Consider the following 20,645-nt stretch of genomic DNA (forward strand, 5'->3'; position numbering starts at 1 on the left):
CCCACCATGAGGACGTGGTCACCGCCGAGACCGTCCGCCCGTCCGGAACCGCCCGCACCGCGCCCGTCGCCCCACGCCGACCGGCCGCCGCTGTCACCGTCCCCGTGTCACCCGAGTGCCGGGTCGACGTCGACGCCGTGGAGTCCCGCCTGTGGTGGCTCCTCGTCGCCCGGCTCCCGGCGGAGCTCGCCGGGTCGCTGCGCCCCGACGTCGTCGTCGCAGCCGTGCGTCGCGCGACCGACCTGGCGCTGCGTGACCTGCACGGACTGGTCGCCCGCGATCCGGCGGCGATCTCGGCGGCATATGCGCTGACCAGCTACGTGTGCTTCCGAGCCGTGGCGTCCCACCGCCTGGCCCACGAGCTGCACCGGCTCGCGGACCGTGAGCCGGCCTCGGCAGAGCTGCTGCGAGGAGCGGCACGGGGCCTCGCCGAGCGGACCAAGGTCGAGACCGGGGTCGAGATCCACCCGGCCGCCCGCATCGGCGCGCGGTTCGTCCTCGACCACGGCGTGGGGACGGTCATCGGGGAGACGGCGGTGGTGGGTGAGGACTGCTACGTGCTGCAGGGGGTGGTCCTCGGGTCGGTCGGCATCGCGGACAACCCGACCGGCCCGCGTCATCCCACCGTGGGTGACCGGGTGGAGATCGGGTCGTTCGTGCGGGTGCTGGGGCCGGTGACGGTCGGCAGCGACTGCGTTCTCGATCCGCACACCGTCGTGACCACCGACGTCCCGGCCGGCAGCCGGGTGCGCCTGGTGACCCAGCACCAGGTCACGTCGGGGACGGAGGCCACGTGGGTCGCCGGTGTCCGGCTCTGCCGGGGCCGGGTGACCGTGTGGGGCAGTGACCTGGCCGGGGTGACACCCCAGTTGCTGGAGCCTGATGGAACCGTCGTCGAGCTCAGGGTGGCCGTCCGTTCCGAGGAGCGGCTGGAGGCCGAGCTGCCCTCGCACCTGGGTGCGGTCGCCGGTGACCTCCTGCTGGTGGAGGAGGGTGAGCGATGTCGCCGTGCCCGTGTACGGCTGACCCATCAGTGGGCCGAGCGGCAGCACCGTTCCTGCGCGACGTGCCCACGGCGCGAGGACGTGCGGTGAGCGGTGGCTCGGGCGCACCCACGGCCAGGAATGTGCTGCTCGGGGTCGTCTACCTGCTGATCGTGCTGATCTGGGGCACGACCTGGTACGCGATGAAGGTGTCGGTGGAGTCGATCCCGCCGATCACCTCTGCCGGCCTGCGCTTCGCCTGCGCGTTCCCCTTCCTGCTCGTCGCCGTGTGGCTCGTGCCGTCGTGGCGTCTCCTGCCCCCGCCGGGCAGTCGCTGGCTGGCGGCGGTGCTCACCGTCAGCTACGTGGCCGTTCCGTATGCGCTGATCAACTACGGCGAGCAACGCACCTCGTCGGGGCTGGCCGCGATCATCTTCGCCTCGGTCACGGTGCTGCTCGTCGTCATGTCGGTGGCGCTCGGCACCACCCGCGTCACGCCGGTGCAGTGGGGAGCGATCACCGTGGGCCTCGGATTGCTGGCGGCTCTGGTGATCGCGGCGGGCGAGGGGCTCGGCGTCTCCAGCCCGGTCGGCCCGCTGGCGATCTTCGTCGCCGCCGTTCTGCACGCGCTGAGCTACGCCCTGATCGCCCGGTTCGGCCGCGAGGTCGATGTCATCAGCCTGGAGGTGCTGCCCATCGGCCTGGGTGGGGCGCTCCTGCTGGCGCTGGGAGCGGTGGTCGAGCGCCCGGAGATCGGAGCGGTCACGGCGCGCTCCTTCACCGCGGTGCTGTATCTCGCCCTGGTCGCCTCGGTCATCGGCTTCGCCCTGTACTTCCACCTCCTCCAGCGAGTGACGCCGGTCGTCGGCTCCTTCGTGTTCATCTTCTTCCCGATCGTGGCCCTGGGACTGTCGGTCGCGCTGGAGGGCGTGCGCTTCACCGTGCCCATGGCACTCGCCGTCCTCGGGGTGCTCGTGGCCTTCTCGGTCGCGAAGACGGCCGGCGCCGGGGCGCCGGCGGAGACGGCGGAGGTCTCCGAGGGTGTGCTCGCGGGTGCGTGCGCGGCCGCCGAGCGCGCGTTCCCCAAGGAGGCCTGCGGCTTCGGCCTGGTCTCCGGCGAGCTGCGCGCCGTCGCCAACATGGCCGACGAGAGCGTTGGTCCCGAGGAGGTGCCCTGGCACCGGAGCGGCGAGACGGGCTACGTCATGGCACCGGCCGACGTGCGCTACCTGGAGGACAGCCTGGACGGGCCCGCTCCGGTCGATCTGATCTACCACTCGCACCCGAACGGGGCCGCGTACTTCTCGGCCGAGGACCTGCGGCACGCGGTGTTCGAGGGGCGTCCGGTCTTCCCGGGGGTGCGGCACCTCGTGGTCGGTGTGACCTCCGACGGTGTGCAGGAGGCGGCCCTCTTCGACCTCTCCGACGGCACGGCGCGGGAGCTCCGGCGGTGGGGCCGGGAAGCGCTGCCCGCTCGGGGCACCCGGGGCGACCGCAGGGCGGAGCACCCGCCGGCTCCGGACTCCCTGGTGCACTCGGAGGTCCGGGGATGACCCTGCTGTCCTCGGTGCTGGACGCGGTGGGCGGGACGCCGCTCGTCCGTCTCGACCGGCTCGCGCCCGCGGGCACCCGGTTGCTGCTGAAGTGCGAGCAGCTCAATCCCGGCGGCAGCCACAAGGCCCGCATCGCCCTCAACATGATCCGCGCGGCGGAGCGGGACGGCTGGCTCACGCCGGGCTCGGGGCAGACGATCCTCGAGCCGACCGGCGGGAACACGGGCATGGGCATCGCGATGGCAGCGGCCGTCCTGGGCTATCGGGTGGTGCTGGTCGTCCCCGACAACTACAGCCTCGACAAGCAGCGGTTGCTGCGAGCGCTGGGAGCCGAGGTCGTGCTGTCCGACAGCACGCGGGGGAACAACTCCCACGGTGAGAAGGCGATGGAGCTGCAGTTCGAGAACCCCACGTGGGTGATGCTCAACCAAGGGGCGAACCCGGCCAACCCGGCTGTCCACCGCGACGTGACCGCTCGGGAGCTGGTGAGGGACCTGGGTGGCCTCGATCCCGACGTGCTGGTCGCCGGGATCGGCACCGGGGGGCACATCAGTGGCGTGGGCGCGGTGCTGCGCGAGCGCTACCCCGCCCTCCGGATCATCGGGGTCGAGCCCGAGGGGTGCTCCTTGCGGGAGAATCGTTACCGCCGGCACCGCATCCAGGGGCTGGCGATCGGCTACGTGCCCGCGAACCTCGACGTCCGGCTGCTCGACGACGTCTGCACGGTGAGCGAAGGGGAGGCCGTCGCGGGGATGCGAGCGCTGATGCGCAGCGAGGGGATCTGCGCCGGGGTGTCGACGGGGGCGAACATCGCTGCCTCCCTGCGCCTGGCTGCGCAGCTCCCCCCGGACGCGACGGTGCTGACGTTCGCCTACGACGGGGCACACGACTACCTGGACCTGCTCGGCGAGGACGGCGCCGACCTGGCCGCCACCACGACGGATGGGACCCAGGCATGACCGAGCGCTACGAGCTGGTGGATGCGACGGTCCGTGACTGGGATGCCGTGGTTCTGGCCTCCGGTCCCGACGGCGTCGTCCTGGACCGCTCCGCCTTCTACCCCGGGGGTGGCGGTCAGCCACCGGATCACGGCGTCCTGCTCTGGGCGGGGGTCCGGACCCGCGTCGTCGGATCTCGTCGCGGTGACGATGTCGTCCTCGTCGTCCACGAGGAGGACCCCGTTCCCCCGGTGGGGACCGCGGTCCGCGGCGCCCTGGACGACGCCCACCGGACCGCGCTCATGCGGACGCACTCGGCGCTGCACGTGCTCTCGGCCGTGGTCCACCGTGACTTCGCGGCGCGGGTGACCGGCAGCGGGATGCAGCCCCTGCTGGGGCGCATGGACTTCAACCTGGCCGAGGTCCCCCCGGACTTCCGGACGGCCGTGGAGGACGCGTGCAACGCCGCCATCGCGGCAGACCACCGGGTGGAGGTGCGGTTCGTCGCCGCCACCGAGGCCGCCGCGCTACCGGAGCTGTCGCGGTCCGAGGAGAGCCACGTCCCCGAAGGGCTGGAGATCGTGCGTCTGGTCGACATCGTCGGGCTGGACACCCAGGCCGACGCGGGCACGCACGTCGCGTCCACGGCGCAGATCGGCGCGGTGCGCGTGACCAAGCTCGAGAGCAAGGGCAGGGGATTCCGCCGGGTGCGGCTGGCGGTCGAGAACTGACCGTCCGCCGCACCCGGCGACGTGGATCAGGCGGTCACGGTGGGCGGCACCATGGATGCGTTCACCAGCGGCTGCCGGTCCCACGCCCGGTGCATGCCCAGCGCGGCGATCGTCTCCGCGGACATCGCGGCGTTCGCCTTCTTGCCGGTGATGACGCCGGGGGCCTTGGGGTCGATGCCCGCGGCGCGCAGCACCTCGACGCCGTCGCCCCACGCCCCGATGCCCTTCAGGTGGCGGAACGCCTCCTGCAGCATCACCAGGGCGCGGAAGTCGCCGTCCTTGGGTGCGCCGTCGGCCACGACGATCGCGTCGAACTCGATCGAGCGGCCGGTGGCGAAGGTCCGCTCCACGATCTCGACGTCGCGGCCGCTGACCAGCTGGCCACCGTGCGGGGCGATCACCTTCACCTGGGCGCCCTCGGCCTCCAGCGCCTCGCGCAGCTTCGCGATGCCCTTCAGGTCGGCCTTCGGGCCGGCGACCACGCCGACGATCCGGCCGTCGATCGGGAACGGCGTCGGCTTGATCTGGCGCAGCGCCGGCGACTCGCCGCGCACCTTCTCCGGCTTGATCTTCTTCGGCACCGGCAGACCCAGGCCCGCGGCCACCTGCGCGCAGAGCTTCTCGTCGATGCGGGCCAAGATGGTGAGGGCCCGCTCCTTGATCGGCTGCTCGAAGCACTTGCCGAGCTCGAAGGTGTAGGCGTCGATCACGTGCTGCTGCTCGACGCTGGTCAGGCTCTTGTAGAACAGCGCCGGCTGCGAGAAGTGGTCGTCGAAGGACGCCGGCGCGCTCCGGCCCACCTCGCCGCTGACCGGCCGCGGCACGTTGACGTAGCCGCCCTCGGACCAGTCGGCCGGGAACGGGCTGCCGCCGTCCACGCTGTTGGGCGTGTAGGGCGCCTGGCCCTGGTGGACGGCGTGCTGGTGGAAGCCGTCACGGGTGTTGTCGTTCACCGGGGCGTGCGGCCGGTTGACCGGGATCTGGGTGAAGTTCGGTCCGCCCAGCCGGGTCAGCTGGGTGTCCAGGTAGGAGAAGTTGCGGCCCTGGAGCAGCGGGTCGTTGGTGCCCTCGATGCCCGGCACGAGGTGGCCGGTGTGGAAGGCGACCTGCTCGGTCTCGGCGAAGAAGTTCGTCGGGTTCGCGTTGAGCACCAGCTTGCCGATCGGCTGCACCGGGGCGAGCTCCTCCGGCACGATCTTGGTCGGGTCGAGCAGGTCGATGCCCTCGAAGGTCTCCTCCGGGGTGTCGGGGAAGACCTGGATGCCGAGCTCCCACTCCGGGAAGGCGCCGGCCTCGATCGACTCGTACAGGTCGCGGCGGTGGAAGTCGGGGTCGACACCCGCGGCGATCTGGGCCTCCTCCCAGGTCAGGGAGTGCACGCCCAGCTTCGGCTTCCAGTGGAACTTGACCAGCACCGTCTCGCGCTCGGCGTTCACCAGCCGGAAGGTGTGGACGCCGAAGCCCTCCATCGTCCGGTAGCTGCGCGGGATGCCCCGGTCGCTCATGTTCCAGATCGTGTGGTGCGTGGCCTCGGTGTGGAGGGTGACGAAGTCCCAGAAGGTGTCGTGGGCCGACTGCGCCTGCGGGATCTCGTGGTCCGGGTGCGGCTTGCCCGCGTGGATCACGTCGGGGAACTTGATCGCGTCCTGGATGAAGAACACCGGGATGTTGTTGGCGACGAGGTCCCAGGTGCCCTCCTTCGTGTAGAACTTCGTCGCGAACCCACGGGTGTCGCGCACCGTGTCGGCCGAGCCGCGCGAGCCCAGCACGGTGGAGAAGCGGACGAAGACCGGCGTCTCCAGGCCCTTCTCGGCCAGGACGGCGGCCCGGGTCACCGAGGCGGCGGTGCCGTAGGCGGTGAAGACGCCGTGGGCGCCGGAGCCGCGGGCGTGCACCACGCGCTCCGGGATGCGCTCGTGGTCGAAGTGCATGATCTTCTCGCGGAGGTGGAAGTCCTCCAGCAGCACCGGGCCGCGCGGGCCCGCCTTGAGCGAGTGGTCGGTGTCGGGGATCCGGACACCGTTCGGGGTGGTGAGCGTGTCACCGGCCTGGGCCCGTGGGTCGCGGCCGTCCTTCGGTCCCTCGTAGCCGACACCGGTCGGGCTGACGGTGCGGGGCGCGGACGTGTTCGGCTTGCGCGTGGGGGGCACGGGTCTCCTCGGAGGTAATCGACTGCTTCGATCCCCGGCGCGCTACCCGAGCGGCTGGCCAGCGCAAACGACCGCTTCCGCGCAGCGGAACGTTCCGCAGCGCCCGGCGCCGGGGCAGGATCGCGCCATGACCGACGTTCCCGCGCTGGGTCTGGCCGCGCTGATGACCGGTTCGGGGATCGGGCACGCCGTCGCGCCCGCGTACTTCGGCCGTCTGGTGCCGGACTGGCTGCCCGCGCCGGAGGCCGCCGTCGCGGTCAGCGGTGCCCTGGACGTCCTGGCCGGGGTGCTCGTCGCCGTCCCTGCCACACGGTCCGCGGGCGGGTGGCTGACGGCCGGGCTGATCACCGCCTACCTGCCGGCGCACCTGGACCCGCTCCGCCGGGCCGCCTCGGCAGCCCGCATGTTCGACCGCACGCCGGGCATCGCGGCCCGGGTGCTGGTGAACGTGGGCTACATCGGCTGGGCGGTGGCCGTGGCCCGCGCGGGCGGACCGGTCAGGCGAACGCCCACCGGGCCTCGGCGAGCACCGCGGGGCTGAGCACCGGTGCCCACCGCTCGGTGAGCCGCCGGAAGTACGCGCCGTGCTCCTCGAGGAAGCCGGGCGCGTGCTCGGCGACGTCGATCTCGTTGACCAGGCTCAGGTCGGTGAACTCGCGGAGCTGGTCGGCGTCGAGCTCCTCGACGGCGCCGGTGTGCCGGTCGTGCACCCGGCGGGTGGTCGCCAGCTCCGCCCAGGTCGCGTCCCGGTCGCACGCGCCGTACCGGCGCACCAGCTCCTCGGCCGCCGGGCCGATGATCCCGGTCAGCAGCGGCCGCTCGTCGTCGGCGAGGAGCCGGACGTCGAACCCCTGGGTGCCGTAGACGGCGTGCGCCCGGCCGGCCAGCTGCACGGAGAGGGAGAGGCCGAGCGCCGCGAGCCGCCCCTGCACCCGCTCCAGGTGGCCGTCCAGGGTGCCGCCGGGGTGCGCGATGCCTTCGGCGCCGCGACCGCGCAGCAGCGCCGTCAGCCGCTCGGTGCTCTCCATGGCCGGCGACGGTAGCAGTGTGACCTCGGGGGACGCGGGTAGGGCGGCACCCGTGGCAGAGGAGCACGCACGCGAGGAGCTGGGCAGCACGGGCGCCCCCGAAGAGGACGAGCTGGTGCAGGCCTTCGACCGCATCGTCGGGCAGGGCGCGCAGCGGCTGCACCGCACCTGGCGCGAGGTGCTGACCACCGGCCTGGCCGGTGGGCTCGAGGTGGGGATCGGGGTCGTGGCCCTCTTCGCCGTGTACGCCGAGACCGGCAGCCACCTGCTGGCCGGGCTGGCGTTCAGCGTCGGCTTCATCGCCCTGCTGCTGGCCCGCAGCGAGCTGTTCACCGAGGGCTTCCTCGTGCCGGTGACGGCGGTCGTCGCCGGCCGGGCCGGGATCGGGCAGCTGGCCAAGCTGTGGGCCGGCACGCTCGTGGCCAACCTCGTGGGCGGCTGGCTGGTCATGTGGGTGGTCGTGCACGCGCTCCCGGACCTGGGGGCGACGGCGGTGGAGTCGGCCACCACCTTCGTCGACGCGCCGCTGGACCTCCGCGCGGTCTGCCTGGCGCTGCTCGCCGGGAGCGCGATCACCCTGATGACCCGCATGCAGCAGGGGGCCGAGAGCGAGGCCGGGAAGATCGTCGCCGCCGTCGCCGGCGCCTTCGTGCTCGCCGGGCTGGTGCTGTTCCACTCGATCCTCGACTCGCTGATCATCTTCGCCGGCATCCATGCCGGCGGGCCGTTCGGCTACGGCGACTGGCTCGCCTGGTTCTGGTACACGACGCTGCTCAACATGGCCGGCGGGCTGCTGGTCGTCACGCTGCTGCGGCTGGTGCGCAGCAAGGACCTCATCGAGCGGGAGCGCGAGGCGGTCGCCGACGGCCGCTAGGCGCGCGCCTGCTGCGCGGGCGGCGGCCGGTTCGCCATGCTGACGCCCGTGATCGAGCTGCGCGGCCTGACGAAGCGGTACCGCTCCCGCGTCGCCGTCGACGCGCTGACGGTCACGGTGGAGCCCGGCCGGGTCACCGGCTTCCTCGGCCCCAACGGCTCCGGCAAGACGACGACGCTGCGCTGCATCCTCGGCCTGACCCGCCCCACCGAGGGGACGGCGACCGTGCTCGGCCGGCCCTACCGCGAGCTGCCCCGCCCGATGCGGCACGTCGGTGCGCTCATCGACCCGCGCGCCCGCCACCCCGGGCGCACGGCGCACGCCCACCTGCTCGCGCTCGCGCAGAGCAACGCGCTGCCGCGCGACCGGGTCGACGAGGTGATCGACCTGGTGGGCCTGGAGCCGGTGGCCCACGAGCGGGTGCGCGGGTTCTCCCTCGGCATGGGGCAGCGGCTGGGCATCGCCGCGGCGCTGCTCGGCGACCCCGACGTCCTGCTGCTCGACGAGCCGGTCAACGGGCTGGACCCGGAGGGCATCCGCTGGGTGCGAGAGCTGCTGCGGGCGCTGGCCGACGAGGGCCGCACGGTGCTGGTCTCCAGCCACCTGATGAGCGAGATGGAGGACACCGCCGACCACCTGGTCGTGCTGGGCCGCGGGCGGCTGCTCGCCGACGTCCCGATGGCCGACCTGCTGGGGGCGCACTCCGCCGTCCGGGTCCGGAGCCCGCAGGCGCCGGTGCTCGCCTCGGCGCTGCAGCGCGCCGGCGGGCACGTGGAGCTGGAGATCGACGGTGCCCTGCGGGTCGAGGGCCTGGACTGCGACCAGGTGGGCGACGTCGCGTTCCTCGCCGGGGTCCGGGTGCACGAGCTCGGCCGGGTCACCGCCTCGCTGGAGGCCGCCTACCTGGAGCTGACCGGGGACGACGTCGAGTACCGGGCGGCGGCGCTGTGAGCCGCGCGGTGCCGTTCACCTCGGTGGTGACCAGCGAGTGGACGAAGCTGCGGACGGTGCGCTCCACCTGGTGGTGCACCGCGCTCTACGTCGCCGTCGTCGGTGCCGGGGGGTGGTTCGGCGCGGCGATCACCCAGTCCGCGCCCCGAGCCGACTTCGCCGTGGGCTCGGCGCTGACCGGGTTCGGGTTCGGGCAGGTGCTGGTCGTGGTGCTGGGCGTCCTCGCCGTCACGAGCGAGTTCCGGACGGGGATGGTGCTCGCCTCGCTCACGGCGGTGCCCGGCCGCGGGCGGCTGCTGCTGGCCAAGACCGTCGTCGTGGTCGCCTGGACGGTCCTGCTCACCGCGCTGCTCTGCCTCTTCTGCTGGTTCGCAGCCAGCCGGCTCACCGCCGTCGAGGGCGGCGTCCCGCTGACCGACCCCGGGGTGCTGCGGCAGCTGGGCCTGCAGGTCGCCTGCGCCGCGCTGGCCGGGGTGCTCGCCGTCGGCCTGGGGACGCTGCTGCGCTCCTCGGCCGGGGCCATGGGGGCGGCCATCGGCGTGATGCTGGTGCTGCCCCCCGTGCTGCTGATCTCGGCGTCGGACCAGGCCGAGCGCCTCGCCCGGGCCCTGCCCGCGTTCCGGGTGGGCGACGAGCCCTTCTTCGCCACGGCGACCTCCTGGCAGGAGGGGCTGGTCGTGCTCGGCGCCTGGGTGGTCGCCTCCTGGACGCTCGGCGCGGTGCTGCTGGCCCGCCGCGACGTCTAGCCGGCGGTCGCCCGCCGGATCGCCTGCACGTAGCGCGCGGTCGACGCGCGCTGGAGCAGCAGGCTCGCCGGGCCGGCCAGCCGCGCGGCGGGGGAGGCCAGCCGGAAGAACACCCGGATCGTGTAGACGACGTCGCCGTCCTCGGTCAGCCGCACGGTGAACCGCTCCTCGCCGCTCTCGGGGTGGCCCGGCAGCGTGCCGTAGGAGAAGCCCCGCAGGTCGCCGGTGGTGCTCGCCCACACCACCCGGCACGGGATGTCGTAGCCGAGCCGGGGCAGCCCCGCGGTGAGGACGACCACGGTGCCCGGCGTGCTCGCCGGCCCGGTCGCCCGGACTCGCAGCCCGACGCCGCGCTGCGCCCGCCAGCCGAAGACGGCCGCCGCCGCCCGCTCCAGCGCCGCCGGCCCCGAGCCGACGACGGCGGAGTGCTCGGCCAGGTGGTAGCCCGCGGGGAGCAGGTCCTCGCCGGTGGCGCCCACCTCGGCGTAGGTGAACGGGGCGTCGGCCAGGGTGGCGGGGTCCAGCGCCCGCAGGAGGCCCATCTACAGCTGCTGGGCGATGACCTCGGCGGCCGGCGCCGGGCCCGGGGGAGTGCCGTCGCCGAACGGCCGCCCGCCGAGCGACTCGCGGCCGTGCGGTCTCGTCAGCCCCGACAGGTCGGGCCCGGCCGGCACGATCTGCGTCGGGTTGATGTTGGCGTGCACCTGGTAGTAGTGCCGCTTGATGTGGTCCAGGTCGACCGTGTCCCCGAAGCCCGGGGTCTGGAACAGGTCGCGCAGGTAGGCCCAGACCACCGGCATCTCGGTGATCTTGTTCCGGTTGCACTTGAAGTGGCCGTGGTAGACCGCGTCGAAGCGGACGAGCGTGGTGAACAGCCGGATGTCGGCCTCGGTGATCGTGTCGCCCACCATGAAGCGCTGGCCGGCCAGCCGCTCCTCCAGCCAGTCCAGGCAGGCGAAGACGCGCGTGTAGGCGTCCTCGTAGGCCGCCTGGGTGGTGGCGAACCCGGCCTCGTACACGGCGGCGTTGAGGTCGCGGTAGAGACGGGCGTTCACCTCGTCGATCTCGCTCCGCAGCGCCTCGGGGTAGAGGTCGGGCGCGCCCTCGCGGGCGAAGGCCCGCCACTCGGTGGCGAGATCCAGGGTCACCTGGAAGACGTCGTTGGTGACGACGGCGCCGGTGGGCACGTCGACGACCGCCGGCACGCTGATCCCGCCGTCGTAGGTGGGGTCGGCCTTGTGGTACGCGTCGGCCAGGAAGGCGATGCCCAGGACCGGGTCGACGTCGCCGGGGTCGAGGGTGAACCGCCAGCTGCGGTCGTCCTGGATCGGGTCGGTGACCGCCACGCTGATGGCGTCCTCCAGGCCCATCAGCCGACGGGTGACCAGCGTGCGGCTGGCCCACGGGCAGGCCCGGCTGACGACGATCCGGTAGCGACCGGGCTCGGCCGGCCAGCCGTCGCGGCCGTCGGCGGTGATCCGGTCGGTGAAGTGGAAGGGCTGCCGCTCGTAGCGGCCGTCGTCGGTCGTCGGGGGTGCACTGTTCGCCACGGCACCAGTGTCTCCGGCTTCCCCCGCGCGCGCCCGGCGGTAGGTTGACCAGCACTGTGCTGCCCGCCGTCACCGCCACCCGCTACGTCACCCCGCTGCGCGAGGGTGGGTCGCTGCCTGGGCTGATGGAGGCCGACGACCTCGGCACCTACGTCGTGAAGTGGCGGGCCGCCGGCCAGGGCGTGCGGGTGCTCGTCGCCGAGGTGGTCTGCGGGGAGCTGGCCCGCGCCCTGGGCCTGCCGGTGCCCGCGCTCGTGACGGTCGACGTCGCGCCCGAGCTCGCGGTGGGGGAGCCCGACTACGAGGTGCAGGAGCTGCTCCAGCGCTCCGCCGGCCGCAACCTCGGCCTGGACTACCTGCCGGGGGCGCTGGACTTCGAGGCCGGCGCCGACGGCGTGGACCCGGAGCTGGCCGGCCGGGTGCTGTGGTTCGACGCGCTCGTGGGGAACGTGGACCGGTCCTGGCGGAACCCGAACATGCTCTTCTGGCACGGCCGGCTGCAGCTGATCGACCACGGTGCCGCGCTGACCTTCCACCACCACTGGCCCGGCGCCGAGGCCGCCGTCACCCGGCCCTACGACGCCTCCGCGCACGCGCTGGTCGAGTGCGCGCCGGACGTGCCTGCGGCCGACGCCGCCCTGGCCCCCCGGGTCACCCGGCCGCTGCTCGAGGGCGTGCTGGCGCAGGTGCCCGACGAGTGGCTGGAGGGTGCGACGCCGGAGGAGCCGCCGCACGCCGTCCGCGAGCGGTACGTGGGCCAGCTGATGGCCCGGCTGGCGGCCCGCGACGCCTGGCTGGCCGGCCTGGTCGCCGCCGCCGCTGCCGGTGGCGCCGGGCGCCGCCGCCCGCGGGTGGGGGAGAACCGGCCCGGCTGGCTCGGGCCGCCGCCGCCCGAGGGGATGAGCCAGCGATGACGCGGGACACCTTCGAGTACGCCGTGCTGCGCGTCGTCCCCCGCGTCGAGCGGGGGGAGTCGCTCAACGCCGGCGTCCTCGTCTACTGCCGGCAGCGCGACTACCTGGGCTCGCGGCTGCACCTGGACCCCGACCGGCTGCGCGCCCTGGACCCCACCGCCGACCCGGCCGCCATCGGCCGGGCCCTGCAGGCGGCGGCCGACGTGTGCGCCGCCGACCCCGGAGCCGGGGCGGCCGGGCGCGAGGCGCTGGGGTCCCGGTTCCGCTGGCTGACGGCGCCGCGCAGCACGGTGATCCAGCCGGGGCCGGTCCACACCGGCCTCACCGAGGCCCCGGACGCCGAGGCCGACCGCCTGCTCCGCCTCCTGGTCCTCCCCGTCACCGCCTGACCGTCGCCATCGGTGGCCAGGAGGTCACCGCAGGTTCACCCGACGGCCACGCGCCCGTGGACCGGGCCGGGTTGGCTGCGCAGGCCAGTCTCCGCGCGACCAGAGGGACCCGATGACCGACATCCAGGAGCCGCGCCCCCGGGCGCTGCTGCCGTTCCTGAGCACCCTGCGCCACGGCAGCCGCAGCCACGCGACCTGCTTCTACAAGTGCGGCAACGCCTGCGACTCGCCCATCCCGAACCAGACCGACAACCCGACCTTCGCCGAGGTCGTGCAGACGGCGTTCAGCCGGCGCAACATGCTGAAGGCCGCCGGCATCGGTGCGCTGGTCGTGGCGGCCGGCCCGGCCCTGCCCGCGGCGGCCCACGACCAGAAGGGCCCCGGCGGCGGCCGCGGCAACGGTGGGTCCCGCGGCGCCCTGACGTTCCAGCCGGTGGCGCAGAACCTCGAGGACGAGCTGATCGTCCCCACCGGCTACGGGTACTCGGTCGTCATGCGCTGGGGCGACCCGGTGGAGAAGGGCGCGCCGGCCTTCGCCGTGGACGCGCAGACCCCCGAGGCCCAGGCCAAGCAGTTCGGCTACAACTGCGACTACATCGGCTTCCTGCCGCTGGACGGGCGCGGCGACCGGTTCCTGCTCGTGGTCAACCACGAGTACACCAACGAGGAGCTGATGTTCTCCGGCGTCACCTCCGCGGCGGCGACGACCACCCAGCAGAAGCGCATCGCGATGATGGCGCACGGCATCTCGGTGGTCGAGGTCCGGCGGGACGGCCGCTCCGGCAACTGGAAGCCGGTCCCCGGAGCCGCCAGCAACCGGCGGATCACCACCGACACCCGCTTCGAGCTGACCGGCCCCGCGGCCGGGTCGCGCTACCTGCAGACCAAGGCCGACCCCAGCGGGCGCGTGGCCCTGGGCACGCTCAACAACTGCGCCGGCGGCATGACGCCGTGGGGCACGACCCTGCACGGCGAGGAGAACTTCAACCAGTACTTCGGGACGGCGACGCCGTTCGCCGAGGACCCCGCCGAGCCGCGGCTGGCCCGGTACGGGGTCCGGATCGCCCCGTCCGGCCGCCGCTGGGAGACGGTCGACCAGCGGTTCGACCTGTCGGTGGAGCCCAACGAGGTGAACCGCTTCGGCTGGGTGGTCGAGGTGGACCCCTACGACCCGCGCTCGACGCCGAAGAAGCGGACGGCCCTGGGGCGGTTCAAGCACGAGGGCGCCAACGTGCAGATCGCCGAGGACGGCCGGGTGGTCGCCTACTCCGGTGACGACGAGGCGTTCGACTACATCTACAAGTTCGTCTCGAAGAAGAGGATGAAGAAGGGCAACGACCGGCACTCCCGGGCCCACAACCTCACCCTGCTCGACGAGGGCGACCTCTACGTCGCCCGGTTCGTCGGCGACTCCCCGCCGGCGCAGGTCACCGGCACCGGCGACCTGCCCGCCGACGGCGAGTTCGACGGCTGGGGCCAGTGGATCCCGCTGGTCAAGGACGGCCGCTCGATGGTCAAGGGCAAGGACGTCGCCTGGGTGCTGACCTTCACCCGCCTGGCGGCCGACCGCCTCGGCAAGGAGCTGGACGCCAACGGCAACTTCCCGGTGCCCGCGGCGCCCGTGGTCGTCGACGCCAGCAAGGTGCCCACCCGCATGGACCGGCCGGAGGACATCCAGGTCAACCCGGTCAACGGCCGGGTCTACGCCGCCCTGACCAACAACTCCAGCCGCACCGGCGCACCGGGCTCGGCGACCGGGCCCGACGAGGCGAACCCGCGCAACACCTCGTTCGGCTTCGACCGGGGCACCTACGGCCCGCGCCCCGGCAACCGCAACGGCCACATCATCGAGTGGCGCGAGACGCGCGGCGCCACGGGTGACCGGTTCGAGTGGCGGCTGTTCCTCGTGGCCGGTGACCCGAACGACCCGGGCACCTACTTCGCCGGCTACGACAAGTCGAAGGTCAGCGCGATCTCCTGCCCGGACAACCTCGAGTTCGACCCGGCCGGCAACCTGTGGATCTCCACCGACGGCAACGTGCTGTCCAACCGGAACCAGTCCGAGGGGACCACCGCGGTGGCCGCCAACGACGGTCTGTTCGCCGTCCCCACCGAGGGCCGGGAGCGCGGCCACGTCAAGGCGTTCCTGACCGTGCCGCGCGGCGCGGAGTGCAGCGGTCCGCTCATCCCCGAGGACGGCAGGTCGGTGTTCGTCTCCGTGCAGCACCCGGGTGAGGCGAGCGGCTCCACCCGGGACAACCCGAACAGCACGTGGCCCGACCGGGCCCCCGTCCGGCCGTTCCCGCGGCCCAGCGTCGCCGTCGCCTACCGGCTGGACGGCGGTCGGGTCGATAGCTGACGACCCACGCCCCGGAGCCCCCGCACCCGACCGGTGCGGGGGCTCTGCGCGTCAGCGGGGCAGCAGGGCGTCGATGCGCCGGGCGAGCTCGAGGTCCAGCTCGCTGGCCCCGCCCGCGGAGTGGCTGACCAGCGTCAGGTGGAGGGTGCGCCAGCGCAGGTCGATGTCGGGGTGGTGGTCCATCTCCTCGGCGACGTCGGCGATGGCCACGACCGCGGCGACGGCGTCCCGGAAGCTCGGCAGCTGCACCGAGCGCCGGATCCCGTCGCCGTCGCCGGACCACAGCGGCAGCCCGTGCATCGAGGCGGCGAGCTCGTCGGGGGAGAGGCGCGGTGGGCGAGGCATGCGCCCATGGTGACGTGCCGGCCGGCCTAGGTGTGGAGACCGCACTCCGTCTTGCCGCGGCCGGCCCAGCGCCCGGCGCGCGGGTCCTCGCCAGGGGCGACGGGACGGGTGCACGGCGCGCAGCCGATCGAGCCGTAGCCGACCTCGAACAGCGGGTTCACCGGGATCTGGTGCTCGACGGTGTAGGCGTCGACGACGTCCTGGGTCCAGGCCGCCATCGGGTTGACCTTCACCATGCCGCGCTTGGCGTCCCAGTCGACGAGCCTCGTGCCGGCGCGGGTCGGCGACTCGTCGCGCCGCACCCCGGAGCCCCAGGCGGTGAAGCCGGCCAGCGCCTGGGCCAGCGGCTTGACCTTGCGCAGGTCGCAGCACAGGTCCGGGTCGCGGTCGTGCAGCTTCGCGCCGAACGAGAGGTCCTGCTCGGCGACGGTCTGCGGCGGGGTGACGTTGTGCAGGGTGATCGGCAGGACGCTGCTGATCCAGTCGCGGGTGCCGATGGTCTCGGCGAAGTGGTAGCCGGTGTCGAGGAAGACGACGTTGACCCCGGGGATCACCCGGCTGGCCAGGTGCGAGAGCAGGCCGTCGGCCATGGACGAGGTGATGGCGAACCGGTCGCCGAACGTCTCCCCGGCCCAGGTCAGCACGGCGAGCGCCTGCTCGACGGGGTCGGCGATGCCCTCGAAGCGTGCGTCGGCCTCGGCGGCCATCTCCGGCGTGGCGACGACTGCTGTCGTCATCCCTGCACCCCCGTCGCGATCAGGCGGACCGAGAAGGCCCGCAGGCAGGCGCCGCAGCGCCAGCCCTGGTCGTCGTGCGGCGTGAGGTCCTCGTCGCCGCAGTACGGGCAGTGGAACACCGGCAGCTGCCGGGTCCTTCCCGACGTCGCCTCCTCGGTCACAGCGGCCCTCTCACAGCAGCCAGGCCTCCTCGGCGCGGGAGACGTAGTGCGCGAAGGACTCGCCGGGCGTGCGGCGCTCGAGGAAACCGCGCAGCAGCCGCTCGCAGTAGTCGGCGGTCTCGGCCTTGGTCACCTTGTGGCCGCGGAACTTGCGGCCGAAGGTGGCCTCCACGCCGAGGTGGCCGCCGAGGTGCACCTGGAAGCCCTCGACCATCTCGCCGTTGTCGTCCTTGACCATCGAGCCCTTGAACCCGATGTCGGCGGTCTGGAAACGGGCGCAGCTGTTCGGGCAGCCGTTGACGTTGATCCCGATCGGGGTGTCGAAGTCCGGCAGCCGCTTCTCCAGCTCGGCGTACAGGTCCTGCGCGTGCTGCTTGGTCTCGACGATCGCGAGCTTGCAGAACTCCAGGCCGGTGCAGGCCATCGTCCCGCGGCGGAAGGCGCTCGGGCGGACCTGCAGGTCGTGCTCGGCGAGCGCGTCGACCAGCGCCTCCACCGACTCGTCCGGCACGTCGAGGATGACCAGCTTCTGCTGGGTCGTCGTCCGGATGCGGCCCTGGCCGTACTCGTCGGCCAGGTTCGCGATCGTGGTCAGCAGGGAGCCGCTGATCCGGCCGGTGCGCAGCGCGAAGCCGACGGCGTTGAGGCCGTCCTTCTGCCGGCTGACGCCGACGTGGTCCCGCTGGTCGTGCTTGGCCGGGGCCGGCGCCGGGCCGTCGGGCAGCTGGGCGTGCAGGTACTCGTCCTCCAGCACCTGGCGGAACTTCTCCGGCCCCCAGTCGGCCATGAGGAACTTGATGCGGGCGCGGTTGCGCTGCCGGCGGTAGCCGTAGTCGCGGAAGACCGAGGTGCAGGCGGCCCACACGTCGGTGACCTGGTCCGGCCGCACGAAGACGCCGACCCGCTGGGCGAACATCGGGTTGGTCGAGAGGCCGCCGCCGACCCAGAGGTCGTAGCCGGCCTCGCCTGCCTCGTTGACCACGCCGACGAAGGAGACGTCGTCGATCTCGGGCTCGGTGCAGTGGTCCACGCACCCCGACATCGAGGTCTTCCACTTGCGCGGCAGGTTGCTGAACTCCGGGCTGCCGACGTACTTCTCGACGGTGGCGGCGATGACGTCGGTGGCGTCGATGACCTCGTCCTCGAGGATGCCGGCCAGCGGGCAGCCGAGCATCACGCGCGGCACGTCGCCGCAGGCCTCCATCGTGGAGAGCCCGACCGACTCCAGCCGGCGCCAGATCTCGGGCACGTCCTCGATGCGGATCCAGTGGTACTGCACGTTCTGCCGGTCGGTGACGTCGGCGACGTCGCGGCCGAACTCGGTGCTGATCCCGCCCAGGACGCGGAGCGCGTCGCTGGTGAGCTGCCCGCCGTCGATGCGGGCGCGCATCATGAAGTAGGAGTCCTCGAGCTCCTCCGGCTCCAGGACGGCGGTCTTGCCGCCGGGGATCCCCTGGGCGCGCTGGGTGTAGAGGCCCATCCAGCGCATGCGGCCACGGAGGTCACCCGGGTCGATCGACTCGAAGCCGGCCTTGGAGTAGATGTCGAGGATCCGCTGACGGACCTCGAGCCCGTCGGAGTCCTTCTTCATCCGCTCGTTCGGGTTGAGCGGCTCGCGGTAGCCCAGCGCCCACTGGCCCTGGCCGCGTTGCGGCCGGTTGCTGGTGCGGGTGGGGGTGCTCACGTGGCGTACTTCTTCCTGCGCTCTGCGCCGTCCGGCAGCGGGCCGGGAGACGAGGCGCTGCTGGATCGGGACGCAGCCGGAGGAGCTGCGCGGAGGAACCGGGGGTCAGCGCACGGGGCGACAGGCGGCGCTGGAGACCAGCGCCAGATCGATGTGCAGCCGCGCAACGAGGAGCGCGCCGCGGTCGGTCATGCGTCAAGGGTGCCACAAGAGCGGCGCCGGGCCGCCGTGCACCGGCTCACACGGGTGAGCCGGGGTCAGCCGCGGTCCATCTCCGCACGGATGCGGGCGACGGACTCCGTCAGCGGCGTCACCGACGTGTCGATGACGAGCTCGGCGCGGGCCGGGGGCTCGTAGGGGTCGCTGACGCCGGTGAACCCGGGGATCTCGCCGGCGCGCGCCTTGGCGTACAGCCCCTTCACGTCGCGGTCCTCGCACACCTCGAGCGGGGTGGAGAGGTGCACGAGCACGAACCGGCCGTGCTCCTCCACCAGCCGGCGGGCGTCGGCGCGGGCGGCCTCGTAGGGCGCGATGGCGGCGACCACGACCGTCCCGCCGTGCTTGACCACCTCGCCGGACACCCAGCCGATCCGCCGGATGTTGAGGTCGCGGTGCTCCTTGGAGAAGTCCAGCTCGCTGGACAGGTGCGTGCGGACGACGTCGCCGTCGAGCACGGTGACCGGCCGGCCCTCCGCCTCCAGCTGGGCGACCAGCGCGTCGGCGATCGTGGACTTGCCCGCGCCCGAGAGGCCGGTCAGGAAGACGGTGACACCGGGGCGCTGCGCAGCGGTCATGCCGCCAGTGTCTCCGTCGTGCCCGCCGCGCCGGGTGACCGGGGGTCGCGCGTCAGTCGCGCGAGGGCTCGCTGAACGACCGCCAGGCGTTGTCCATGGCGACCAGCTCCGCCGCGTGCTCCGGCAGCTCCCCGGCGACGACGTCGGCGACGGTCACGCCTTCGAGCACGCGCCGGTAGGCCTCGCGCGCCGCCACCCAGACCGACGCCAGCTCCGTGGCCGCACCGGGATAGGTGACCTCCTCCGGGCGCTGGCCGTGCACCTCGGCCAGGAAGCCCTGCTCCACCCGCATCACGCGGGCGATGGAGATCTCCGAGGCCGGCAGCGCGAGGCGGTAGCCACCGTCGCGGCCGCGCTGGCTGGTGACCAGCCGCGCGTGCTGCAGGTCGGCGAGGATCGCCTGCAGGAAGCGGGACGGGATGTCCTGCGCCGCGGCGATCTTGTCGCAGGTGAGCGCGTCGGGCGCTGCCGCGGCGAGCTCGAGGACCGCTCGGACGGCGTAGTCGACCCTGGCGTTGATGCGCACGCTGCCATAGTGCCGTGGTCTGGGAGAGTGCCCGCGTGTCGCAGCTCCGTTTCACCACGTCGGTGGAGGCGCCGCTGACCGTGGCGTTCGACGTCGCCCGTGCCCTCGGGCGGCCCTGGCCCTTCCCGCTGGCGGAGGTCGTCGCCGTCCGGCCGGAGCGCGACGTCTTCACTGCGCCGGTCGGCGCGCGCGGCCGGGTGACCCACTCGCGCACCTTCACCGCCACCGCCGCCGGCACGAGGGTGGACGAGCAGGTCGAGTGGCAGAGCGGCCTGCCCGCCGTCCTCGGTCGGGTGGTCGAGCCGGTGCTGCGCCGCAGGGTCGCCCGCGCGATGCGGGCGCACCTGGACGCGTTCGCCGCGGCCGCCGCCCGCCGCGCGCCGGAGGTGGTGCAGGTGGTGGGGGCCGCCGTCGTCCACCGCGGACGGGTGCTGGTCGCGCAGCGGTCCGGCGGCAGGTACGACGGCCGGTGGGAGTTCCCCGGCGGCAAGGTCGAGCGCGACGAGCCGGAGCTGGTGGCGCTCGTGCGGGAGTGCCGGGAGGAGCTCGGCGTCACCGTCGTCCCGGGGTCCTTCGTGGGGGAGGTGCCCCTCGACGGCGTGGTCGCCGGCGGCGCGCCCGGCGCCTCGACCATGCGGGTGTGGTCGGCCGGCATCGTCGCCGGCGACCTCGTGGCCCACGAGCACTCCGAGCTGCGCTGGGTGGGGCCGGGGGAGCTCGACGCGCTGGACTGGATCCCCGCGGACCGCCCGCTGCTGCCCGCCGTCCGCGCGCTCCTCGACCGCGCCTAGGAACGCCGACGGGCGCCGTCCCCGTGGGGACCGGCGCCCGTGCGACGTCCGGAACGGCCCTCTGCAGGGCGGCCCGGCTACTTGAAGATGTCCTTGACCTTCTCGCCGGCCTGCTTGAGGTTGCCGGCCGCCTGGTCCTTCTGCCCCTCGGCCTGCAGGTCGCGGTCGTCGGTCGCGTCGCCCACGGCCTCCTTGCCCTTGCCGGACAGTTCCTGGGCCTTGTTCGTCAGCTTGTCCATACCGCTCATCGCGCTGCCTCCGTCGAGTTCGTCGATCGTGTGCCACCCCGACCTACCCCGGGGCGGCCCGCGCGACACCCGCCCGGCCGAGCGGCCGGAAAGGCTCCGGCAGCCCCCGCGAGGGGCGCGGAGGACGTCCGCCTCCCGGCCGAGAATGCGTGGAAGTTACGGTGACGGGGCGGATCGTGAGCGGAGGTCACAA

The 20,645-nt window shown here is 73.4% G+C and carries 23 protein-coding genes; 12 read left to right on the forward strand and 11 right to left on the reverse strand.

The genetic code is table 11. The features are described 5' to 3' along the window. Nucleotides 1–14: 14 nt before the first annotated feature. Genes E4P43_RS05870 through E4P43_RS05885 form a run of 4 tightly spaced genes read left to right on the forward strand, consistent with a single transcriptional unit; the run spans nt 15 to nt 4,205 of the window. The gene (locus tag E4P43_RS05870) at nt 15–1,094 is read left to right on the forward strand and encodes a serine O-acetyltransferase (protein ID WP_135144478.1); all 1,080 of its coding nucleotides are present in this window, start codon (nt 15–17) and stop codon (nt 1,092–1,094) included. Next, nucleotides 1,091–2,536, forward strand: coding sequence for an EamA family transporter (locus E4P43_RS05875; RefSeq protein ID WP_167759080.1), 1,446 nt, complete (start codon nt 1,091–1,093; stop codon nt 2,534–2,536). The genes E4P43_RS05870 and E4P43_RS05875 overlap by 4 nt, the downstream gene beginning before the upstream one ends. After that, a complete protein-coding gene (locus tag E4P43_RS05880) occupies nt 2,533–3,495 on the forward strand; it encodes a PLP-dependent cysteine synthase family protein (RefSeq protein WP_135144480.1) in 963 nt (320 codons plus the stop codon). The genes E4P43_RS05875 and E4P43_RS05880 overlap by 4 nt, the downstream gene beginning before the upstream one ends. Next, complete coding sequence (locus E4P43_RS05885; RefSeq protein WP_135144481.1) at nt 3,492–4,205, forward strand: alanyl-tRNA editing protein; 714 nt, start codon at nt 3,492–3,494, stop codon at nt 4,203–4,205. Before E4P43_RS05880 ends, E4P43_RS05885 begins: the two co-directional genes overlap by 4 nt. Before the next feature lie 26 nt (nt 4,206–4,231). Here E4P43_RS05885 and E4P43_RS05890 read toward each other — a convergent pair whose 3' ends face one another. Continuing rightward, entirely contained in the window at nt 4,232–6,355 is a 2,124-nt protein-coding gene (locus E4P43_RS05890) for a catalase (protein ID WP_135144482.1), read from the reverse strand. Nucleotides 6,356–6,482: 127 nt separating this feature from the next. On the opposite strand from E4P43_RS05890, the gene E4P43_RS05895 reads away from it, so the two are divergent. Beyond that, the gene (locus E4P43_RS05895) at nt 6,483–6,896 is read left to right on the forward strand and encodes a hypothetical protein (protein ID WP_135144483.1); all 414 of its coding nucleotides are present in this window, start codon (nt 6,483–6,485) and stop codon (nt 6,894–6,896) included. On the opposite strand, the gene E4P43_RS05900 is transcribed toward E4P43_RS05895, so the two are convergent. After that, nucleotides 6,853–7,383, reverse strand: coding sequence for a DUF6817 domain-containing protein (locus E4P43_RS05900; RefSeq protein ID WP_135144484.1), 531 nt, complete (start codon nt 7,381–7,383; stop codon nt 6,853–6,855). The two genes, E4P43_RS05895 and E4P43_RS05900, sit on opposite strands and share 44 nt — an antisense overlap. Nucleotides 7,384–7,435: 52 nt before the next feature. Between E4P43_RS05900 and E4P43_RS05905 the strand changes: the two genes are divergently transcribed. From E4P43_RS05905 to E4P43_RS05915, 3 genes are read left to right on the forward strand one after another with little or no spacing between them, the layout of a single operon-like run. Further along, nucleotides 7,436–8,257: a formate/nitrite transporter family protein gene (locus tag E4P43_RS05905; protein WP_245158951.1), complete on the forward strand. Its 822-nt coding sequence runs from the start codon at nt 7,436–7,438 to the stop codon at nt 8,255–8,257. 48 nt (nt 8,258–8,305) lie between these two features. Then, entirely contained in the window at nt 8,306–9,208 is a 903-nt protein-coding gene (locus E4P43_RS05910) for an ATP-binding cassette domain-containing protein (RefSeq protein ID WP_135144486.1), read from the forward strand. Further along, nucleotides 9,205–9,954, forward strand: coding sequence for a hypothetical protein (locus E4P43_RS05915; protein WP_135144487.1), 750 nt, complete (start codon nt 9,205–9,207; stop codon nt 9,952–9,954). The genes E4P43_RS05910 and E4P43_RS05915 overlap by 4 nt, the downstream gene beginning before the upstream one ends. Here the strand turns inward: E4P43_RS05915 and E4P43_RS05920 are convergent. Beyond that, nucleotides 9,951–10,496, reverse strand: a complete 546-nt coding sequence (locus tag E4P43_RS05920; RefSeq protein WP_135144488.1) for a DUF1990 domain-containing protein — start codon at nt 10,494–10,496, stop codon at nt 9,951–9,953. The genes E4P43_RS05915 and E4P43_RS05920 overlap by 4 nt on opposite strands. Further along, nucleotides 10,497–11,504: a glutathione S-transferase C-terminal domain-containing protein gene (locus E4P43_RS05925; protein ID WP_135144489.1), complete on the reverse strand. Its 1,008-nt coding sequence runs from the start codon at nt 11,502–11,504 to the stop codon at nt 10,497–10,499. Nucleotides 11,505–11,560: 56 nt separating this feature from the next. On the opposite strand from E4P43_RS05925, the gene E4P43_RS05930 reads away from it, so the two are divergent. The 3 genes from E4P43_RS05930 to E4P43_RS05940 all read left to right on the forward strand — a co-directional run bounded on the left by E4P43_RS05930 (nt 11,561) and on the right by E4P43_RS05940 (nt 15,166). After that, nucleotides 11,561–12,418 (forward strand): HipA family kinase, encoded by an 858-nt coding sequence (locus tag E4P43_RS05930; protein ID WP_135144539.1) that lies wholly within the window; start codon nt 11,561–11,563, stop codon nt 12,416–12,418. Next, nucleotides 12,415–12,807 carry a DUF3037 domain-containing protein gene (locus E4P43_RS05935; protein ID WP_135144490.1) on the forward strand — a complete coding sequence of 131 codons (393 nt, stop codon included), beginning with the start codon at nt 12,415–12,417 and terminating at the stop codon, nt 12,805–12,807. Before E4P43_RS05930 ends, E4P43_RS05935 begins: the two co-directional genes overlap by 4 nt. 112 nt (nt 12,808–12,919) lie before the next feature. Next, nucleotides 12,920–15,166 carry a PhoX family phosphatase gene (locus tag E4P43_RS05940; protein ID WP_135144491.1) on the forward strand — a complete coding sequence of 749 codons (2,247 nt, stop codon included), beginning with the start codon at nt 12,920–12,922 and terminating at the stop codon, nt 15,164–15,166. Nucleotides 15,167–15,217: 51 nt separating this feature from the next. Here E4P43_RS05940 and E4P43_RS05945 read toward each other — a convergent pair whose 3' ends face one another. The 6 genes from E4P43_RS05945 to E4P43_RS05970 all read right to left on the reverse strand — a co-directional run bounded on the left by E4P43_RS05945 (nt 15,218) and on the right by E4P43_RS05970 (nt 19,413). Then, nucleotides 15,218–15,511 carry a 4a-hydroxytetrahydrobiopterin dehydratase gene (locus E4P43_RS05945; protein ID WP_135144492.1) on the reverse strand — a complete coding sequence of 98 codons (294 nt, stop codon included), beginning with the start codon at nt 15,509–15,511 and terminating at the stop codon, nt 15,218–15,220. A gap of 26 nt (nt 15,512–15,537) precedes the next feature. Then, the gene (locus tag E4P43_RS05950) at nt 15,538–16,248 is read right to left on the reverse strand and encodes a phosphoadenylyl-sulfate reductase (protein ID WP_135144493.1); all 711 of its coding nucleotides are present in this window, start codon (nt 16,246–16,248) and stop codon (nt 15,538–15,540) included. After that, nucleotides 16,245–16,409 carry an Insertion element protein gene (locus E4P43_RS05955; RefSeq protein ID WP_135144494.1) on the reverse strand — a complete coding sequence of 55 codons (165 nt, stop codon included), beginning with the start codon at nt 16,407–16,409 and terminating at the stop codon, nt 16,245–16,247. Before E4P43_RS05955 ends, E4P43_RS05950 begins: the two co-directional genes overlap by 4 nt. 10 nt (nt 16,410–16,419) lie before the next feature. Then, a complete protein-coding gene (locus tag E4P43_RS05960; protein ID WP_135144495.1) occupies nt 16,420–18,093 on the reverse strand; it encodes a nitrite/sulfite reductase in 1,674 nt (557 codons plus the stop codon). Nucleotides 18,094–18,350: 257 nt separating this feature from the next. Beyond that, nucleotides 18,351–18,887 carry an adenylyl-sulfate kinase gene (gene cysC, locus E4P43_RS05965; RefSeq protein WP_135144496.1) on the reverse strand — a complete coding sequence of 179 codons (537 nt, stop codon included), beginning with the start codon at nt 18,885–18,887 and terminating at the stop codon, nt 18,351–18,353. Nucleotides 18,888–18,939: 52 nt separating this feature from the next. Continuing rightward, a complete protein-coding gene (locus E4P43_RS05970) occupies nt 18,940–19,413 on the reverse strand; it encodes an Rrf2 family transcriptional regulator (protein WP_135144497.1) in 474 nt (157 codons plus the stop codon). 35 nt (nt 19,414–19,448) lie between these two features. On the opposite strand from E4P43_RS05970, the gene E4P43_RS20155 reads away from it, so the two are divergent. Then, nucleotides 19,449–20,204 (forward strand): NUDIX domain-containing protein, encoded by a 756-nt coding sequence (locus tag E4P43_RS20155; protein ID WP_209313747.1) that lies wholly within the window; start codon nt 19,449–19,451, stop codon nt 20,202–20,204. Between the two features lie 77 nt (nt 20,205–20,281). Here E4P43_RS20155 and E4P43_RS05980 read toward each other — a convergent pair whose 3' ends face one another. Beyond that, nucleotides 20,282–20,452 carry a CsbD family protein gene (locus E4P43_RS05980; RefSeq protein WP_135144498.1) on the reverse strand — a complete coding sequence of 57 codons (171 nt, stop codon included), beginning with the start codon at nt 20,450–20,452 and terminating at the stop codon, nt 20,282–20,284. Nucleotides 20,453–20,645 lie beyond the last annotated feature (193 nt).

The organism is Blastococcus sp. TF02A-35, assembly GCF_004571075.1.
In the GTDB taxonomy this organism is placed as follows: domain Bacteria; phylum Actinomycetota; class Actinomycetes; order Mycobacteriales; family Geodermatophilaceae; genus Blastococcus.

Excerpts from the sequence above, each read along its gene's own strand:
- E4P43_RS05880 (WP_135144480.1), top strand. The coding sequence starts at position 2,533 with ATGACCCTGCTGTCCTCGGTGCTGGACGCGGTGGGCGGGACGCCGCTC.
- E4P43_RS05885 (WP_135144481.1), top strand. The coding sequence starts at position 3,492 with ATGACCGAGCGCTACGAGCTGGTGGATGCGACGGTCCGTGACTGGGAT.
- E4P43_RS05895 (WP_135144483.1), top strand. The coding sequence starts at position 6,483 with ATGACCGACGTTCCCGCGCTGGGTCTGGCCGCGCTGATGACCGGTTCG.
- E4P43_RS05900 (WP_135144484.1), bottom strand. The coding sequence starts at position 7,383 with ATGGAGAGCACCGAGCGGCTGACGGCGCTGCTGCGCGGTCGCGGCGCC.
- E4P43_RS05920 (WP_135144488.1), bottom strand. The coding sequence starts at position 10,496 with ATGGGCCTCCTGCGGGCGCTGGACCCCGCCACCCTGGCCGACGCCCCG.
- E4P43_RS05935 (WP_135144490.1), top strand. The coding sequence starts at position 12,415 with ATGACGCGGGACACCTTCGAGTACGCCGTGCTGCGCGTCGTCCCCCGC.
- E4P43_RS05940 (WP_135144491.1), top strand. The coding sequence starts at position 12,920 with ATGACCGACATCCAGGAGCCGCGCCCCCGGGCGCTGCTGCCGTTCCTG.
- E4P43_RS05945 (WP_135144492.1), bottom strand. The coding sequence starts at position 15,511 with ATGCCTCGCCCACCGCGCCTCTCCCCCGACGAGCTCGCCGCCTCGATG.
- E4P43_RS05950 (WP_135144493.1), bottom strand. The coding sequence starts at position 16,248 with ATGACGACAGCAGTCGTCGCCACGCCGGAGATGGCCGCCGAGGCCGAC.
- cysC (WP_135144496.1), bottom strand. The coding sequence starts at position 18,887 with ATGACCGCTGCGCAGCGCCCCGGTGTCACCGTCTTCCTGACCGGCCTC.
- E4P43_RS05980 (WP_135144498.1), bottom strand. The coding sequence starts at position 20,452 with ATGAGCGGTATGGACAAGCTGACGAACAAGGCCCAGGAACTGTCCGGC.